Origin of the sequence: Edaphobacter sp. (assembly GCF_035532915.1) — a bacterium.
GTDB lineage: Bacteria > Acidobacteriota > Terriglobia > Terriglobales > Acidobacteriaceae > Edaphobacter.
In genome coordinates this window covers 1-5,086 of the sequence record NZ_DATKQC010000020.1, presented here as the reverse complement: position 1 = coordinate 5,086, position 5,086 = coordinate 1, and the positions used below count along the sequence as shown (strand labels likewise).

Annotated in this window: 6 protein-coding genes; 1 reads left to right on the top strand and 5 read right to left on the bottom strand. The window is 59.2% G+C overall.

What is annotated here, in order from left to right:
• Positions 1-299: 299 nt before the first annotated feature.
• From VMU57_RS00890 to VMU57_RS22905, 5 genes are all read right to left on the bottom strand, one after another.
• Positions 300-515, bottom strand: coding sequence for a hypothetical protein (locus tag VMU57_RS00890; protein ID WP_325379826.1), 216 nt, complete (start codon positions 513-515; stop codon positions 300-302).
• Between the two features lie 44 nt (positions 516-559).
• Complete coding sequence (gene tnpC / locus VMU57_RS00885) at positions 560-2,164, bottom strand: IS66 family transposase (protein WP_325379824.1); 1,605 nt, start codon at positions 2,162-2,164, stop codon at positions 560-562.
• Positions 2,165-2,264: 100 nt separating this feature from the next.
• On the bottom strand, positions 2,265-2,576 hold the full coding sequence (gene tnpB, locus VMU57_RS00880; protein WP_349255557.1) for an IS66 family insertion sequence element accessory protein TnpB: 312 nt from the start codon (positions 2,574-2,576) through the stop codon (positions 2,265-2,267).
• A 32-nt stretch (positions 2,577-2,608) separates the two neighbouring features.
• Complete coding sequence (gene tnpA, locus VMU57_RS00875; RefSeq protein ID WP_325379820.1) at positions 2,609-3,037, bottom strand: IS66-like element accessory protein TnpA; 429 nt, start codon at positions 3,035-3,037, stop codon at positions 2,609-2,611.
• A 118-nt stretch (positions 3,038-3,155) separates the two neighbouring features.
• Positions 3,156-3,476 carry a DUF6788 family protein gene (locus tag VMU57_RS22905; protein WP_414648586.1) on the bottom strand — a complete coding sequence of 107 codons (321 nt, stop codon included), beginning with the start codon at positions 3,474-3,476 and terminating at the stop codon, positions 3,156-3,158.
• Positions 3,477-3,546: 70 nt separating this feature from the next.
• Here VMU57_RS22905 and VMU57_RS00870 point away from each other — a divergent pair, with 70 nt between their 5' ends.
• Positions 3,547-4,956 carry an IS4 family transposase gene (locus tag VMU57_RS00870; RefSeq protein ID WP_325379818.1) on the top strand — a complete coding sequence of 470 codons (1,410 nt, stop codon included), beginning with the start codon at positions 3,547-3,549 and terminating at the stop codon, positions 4,954-4,956.
• Positions 4,957-5,086 lie beyond the last annotated feature (130 nt).

The window sequence follows — 5,086 nt, the reverse complement described above, 5'->3', positions numbered from 1 at the left end:
CCCGCGCAGTGTATCTCAGAAGCGGTTCCCGGCAAACCATAGCGCGGGTGCTGCGGGATGACGGCCTGTGCTGAGTGTATCTCAGAAGCGGTTCCCGGCAAACCATAGCCCGTATTTCGCGGGGCGACGTGGGACAACTAGTGTATCTCAGAAGCGGTTCCCGGCAAACCATAGCGGACCTGGCGGGGGTCCGCGCCCTTGAAAAAGTGTATCTCAGAGTAAGCGTCAGGCTGAGGCCGTATTGACAGGAGAGTTGTAGGTGTCCACCGGTTTGTGAAGTGGACACTTATGGTCAGAGACTATCGATTGATTTCGTCGGCGAAGATGCCCAGGGTCTCTGCCTTGTCGATGGCCTGGTCGAGGCGGATGAGCAACTGCAGTAAGGTTTCTCCTTTTCGGCGCCGCAGCATGGCCAGGTTATAGTGGTCCTCCGAGGCAACCGCCCCGCACCCGACGGGTTCCATCACGCCCACGGTGATTTGGCCGTCATCAATCAGCTCGGCGATGTGGGACAAGGAGGGAGCCTCGGCGCCGGTAGGCGTTTCAACGGCAGGGTCGCCTACGCGGCGGGCTTGCTTACGGCGGGGGCGTTTGGGGTGATCTTCCATGGCAGCAACTCCTCGATGCGGTTGATGGGATGGTCAGCGATGCGCGAGAGCACGTCGCGCAGGTAGCTTTCCGGGTCGAGACCATTCAGTTTCGCCGTACCGATCAGGCTATAGAGAGCTGCAGCGCGCTCGCCGCCCGCATCTGAGCCTGCGAACAGATAATTCTTCCGTCCCAGGGCCACCACGCGCAGCGCCCGCTCGGCAGTGTTGTTGTCGATCTCCAGGCGGCCGTCGTCCGCGTAGCGCGTGAGCGCCGACCAGAGGCTGAGCGCATACTTCACCGCCGCCGTTGTGTCCGACTTGCGCGACAGCCTGGGTAAACAGCTTTCCAGCCACACTTTGAACGATTCCAACAGCGGCCGCGCTCTTGCTTGTCGCACCTCGCGCCGTTCGTTCGGCGGACGGCCCCGAATCTCGCTCTCGATCGCGTACAGGGCCGCGATCCGTTCCAGTGCTTCCTGGGCGACCGGCGACTTGTGTGCGACCTGGAGGTCATAGAATTTTCTTCTGCCGTGCGCCCAGCAGGCCACTTCCTGGATGTGCCCGCCTTCATAGAGATGATTGAACCCGGCGTAGGCATCCGCCTGCAAGAACCCGCGGAAGTCGCGCAAGTGCCTGGCCGGATGCTCACCCTTGCGGTCCGGCGAGTAAGCGAACCACATGGCTGGTGGCCTCGGGTCCCCGGCCGGCCGGTCATCGCGCACGTAGGTCCACAGCCGTCCAGTCTTGGTTTTTCCCAGACCTGGCGCCAGCACCGGCACCGGGGTGTCGTCGGCATGCAACTTCTCGGCTTTCATCACGTGACGCCGCAGCGCTTCGACCAGCGGTTCCAGCAAGGCACTGGCTGAGCCCACCCAGTCCGCCAGCGTCGCGCGATCCAGTTCCACACCAGCCCGCGCATAAATCTCCGACTGCCGATACAACGGAAGATGGTCGCAATATTTCGATGAGAACACGTGCGCCAACAGGCCCGGTCCCGCCATCCCGCGTGCGATCGGACGACTCACCGCTTCCGCCTGCACAATCTTGTCGCAGCGCGAGCAGGCCAGCTTCGGCCTCACCTGCCGGATCACCCGGAACTCAGCCGGCACGTATTCCAGCATCTCCGAAACATCTTCCCCCAGCCGATTCAGTTCGCCGCCGCAGTCCGGACAGGCCGATTCCTTCGGCCACATCTCCTGCACCTCGCGCGGCAGATGCGCGGGCAGTGGCCGCCGTGCAGGCTTCGTCGCACTTGCTTTCTCGGTTGAAGGTTGAGGTGCGGGCGACGCTGCTGCTTCCTCTGCTCGCTCCGTTTCCAGCTCATCCAGTTGTAATTCCAACTGCTCAATCTGGCGGGCCAGTTTCTCCGACCTCCGCCCGAACTGCATCCGCTGCAATTTGGCGATAAGTAGTTTCAGCCGCTCAATCTCGGCCTCGCGCGAGGCCAGCAGTTCCCCTTTCGAGTGAAGCGCTTCCTCCTGTGCGGCCAGCTTTTCGTGCTGCGCCAGGATGAGCTCTCTTAAAGAGTCATGGGTCAGCGAGTTGAGATCGGGAAGGCTTGCACGCGCCGTCATCGCGCCAGCAGTATGCCAGAAGTTTTTTTGAGCGCAAGAAAAAAACACGCGAAAAGATAGAATCTGCGAAGAAAATTGTGGAAAAAGAAATCCTCGCCGCTCACACCGCCATCTCGGGCACGGCGGTGCGCGCCGGACGCCGCCAGTCGATCCCTTCCAGCAGCATCGAGAGCTGCGCCCGTGAGAGCGACACCGTGCCCCTCTCCGCCTGCGGCCAAATGAAGCGACCCCGCTCCAGCCGCTTGGCCAATAGACACATCCCGTCGCCGTCCCACCACAAGACTTTGATCAGGTCCCCGCGTCGTCCCCGAAACACAAACACGTGACCTGAAAACGGATTCTCCTCCAGCGCCGTCTGCACCATCCCGGCGAGCCCCACAAAGCCCCGCCTGAGGTCCGTCACGCCCGCCACAATCCAAATCCGTGTCCCCGCCGGCAACCCCATCATCCCCCGAGCGCCTCCAGCACGACCCGCAGGGTCTCCGGATCTACTGAGCCGCTCAGCCGCACCCGCCCTTTTGGAAGTTCGATCTGAATGGTGCCTGCCCGCTCGGCAGAGGGGCCACCAGGCATTCGGTCTGTCTCAGTAACTCTCGGTGTCACCGCTGGCTCTCTCACTTGAACCGCCAGCAAGCCGGGCAGGGCACGGTTAACGCTTCCCAGCCGTCCTTGACGATACAGCCGCCGCCAGGTGAACACCTGGTTGGCGTTCACGCCATGCGCCCACGCCACGCGTGCCACTGATGCACCCGGAGCGAGGCTCTCCTCCACTATCTGGAGCTTGAACTCAATACTGCGGTGCTGCCTTTTTGCTGCGGGAAGTGCCTTGTGGGTAGAAACAGCTTCGATCGCCGCCAAACCGGAAGTGCCCATCTATTTTCCTCCAAGTGGACACTTTCGAAGTGCCCACTTGCAAGAATGCCCACTTATTTCAACCGCGTCCAGACGGCCGAGACCGGCTTTCAATTACCCACAAATAGGGCTTGGTTGTTCATGATCCCTCCGACTTCGTTCGAGGTGGCCTGGAAGGAGGGTTCCAGGGCGCTTTGGCGAGATCCGCCCGCAGAAGTTTTTCAATGTCTCTTTGGAGTCGGTGGTAATTGCGGATGCGCCGCAGGCATTCCTGAGCTGCTTCCTTGCTGATGGTCTTCGTTGTCCTCTTCCCTTCGATAAATCCTGTCCATCGATAGTAGATGCCGTGCAAGCGGGGCGGCCTGAGCTTGCACGCGCAACGGGGTTTTCCGCAGCGGCTTCGCGCTGTGGAGATACTTCCGGAAAGAATCGGCCAATCGAATTCGAGAGTCTTTTTCATAGCGATATCCTAATGTAATATTACATTAGGAAGAATGCCGAATCAATGCCGAATTGTGGAGGCGCATTTGATGAGATCATGGCTCGACGACGAGGTAGAGGGATGCCGATTTGCGGACGGACGTCTGGGAAAGCGGTTCAGGATTTTGCTGGAAAGGCTCTCGAAGGGATTGGGCGAAACCATCCCCATGGCCTGCCAGGACTGGGCCAGCACGAAGGCCGCTTACCGGTTCTTTTCCAACCAGAGAGTCAGCGAACGGGAGATCCTTGCAGGCCATTTCAGAGCGACGCGAGCTCGCTTCCAAGTCACCGAGGGATGGGTTCTGGTTCTACACGACACAACCGAGTTCTCTTTCCAGAGAGAAGATCCTCTAGCGATTGGGCTTACGAATCGGGTGAACAGCGGCAAGGACCCGACAGGCCGTTTTCGCATGCATACCGTGTGTGGCCTCCTGATGCATTCCAGTCTCGTGGTCACGACCGAAGGCCTGCCGCTCGGAATCGCGGCTGTGAAGTTCTGGACGAGAAAGCGGTTCAAGGGGTGCAACGCGCTCAAGAAGAAGATTAATCCGACCCGGGTTCCTATCGAAAAGAAGGAAAGCATCCGTTGGCTGGAGAACCTGAAGCAGGTCACCCTGCTCCTGAATGAACCGGAGCGATGCGTCCATATCGGGGATCGCGAAAGCGACATCTACGAGCTTTTCTGCGTTGCACAAGAAGAGGGAACCCATTTCCTGGTACGGACCTGCGTGGATCGGCTGGCAGAAGATGGAACGCGCACGATCTCGCAGGAAATGGACAAGCCACAGTCAAAAGCCTGGCATCGAGTCGAGGTGAGAGATAAACAGGGGCAGTGCGTACCAGCCACCTTGGAGATTCGATGGCGCCGTATTCGGGTTCTCCCTCCGATCGGAAAACAAAAACAGTATCCCGAACTTACGCTGACCGTGATCTACGCGAAAGAGCTGGGTACGCCCAAGGATCGGGAGCCGATTAATTGGAAACTCCTCACCGATCTACCCATCCGTTCCCGGGCCGAAGCCATCCAGAAGCTGGTCTGGTATGCCTCGCGCTGGAAGGTGGAAACCTATCATAAAATCTTGAAGTCGGGCTGCAAGGCAGAGGCATCGAGGCTGCGAACGGCGGATCGGCTGGTGAATCTGATCTCTGTCTTCTGCATTCTGAGTTGGCGACTTTTCTGGATGACCATGCTCAACCGTGCCGACTCACGACTGCCTGCCGGCCAGGTGTTTTCAAAAACCGAGCGCCAACTGCTTGATCATCTTGTTCCGGATCGCCCTGTAGATCGTGCTCGAAAGAAGATATCGTTGTCTTTCTACATCACAAAGCTGGCCCGGCTTGGTGGCTATCTTGCTCGCGCTGATGATCCTCCGCCGGGTAATAAGGTCATGTGGCGCGGGCTCTCCCGACTTACCGACATAGAGCTTGGCTTCAATGCCGCCAAACTTGTGGGTAATTGAAAGCGAGACCGGACGCTTACATCTCAGAAGCGGTTCCCGGCAAACCATAGCCTATTGCTTTGCGGACAACAAGGATGAGGAAGTGTATCTCAGAAGCGGTTCCCGGCAAACCATAGCTCGCTGCATTGTG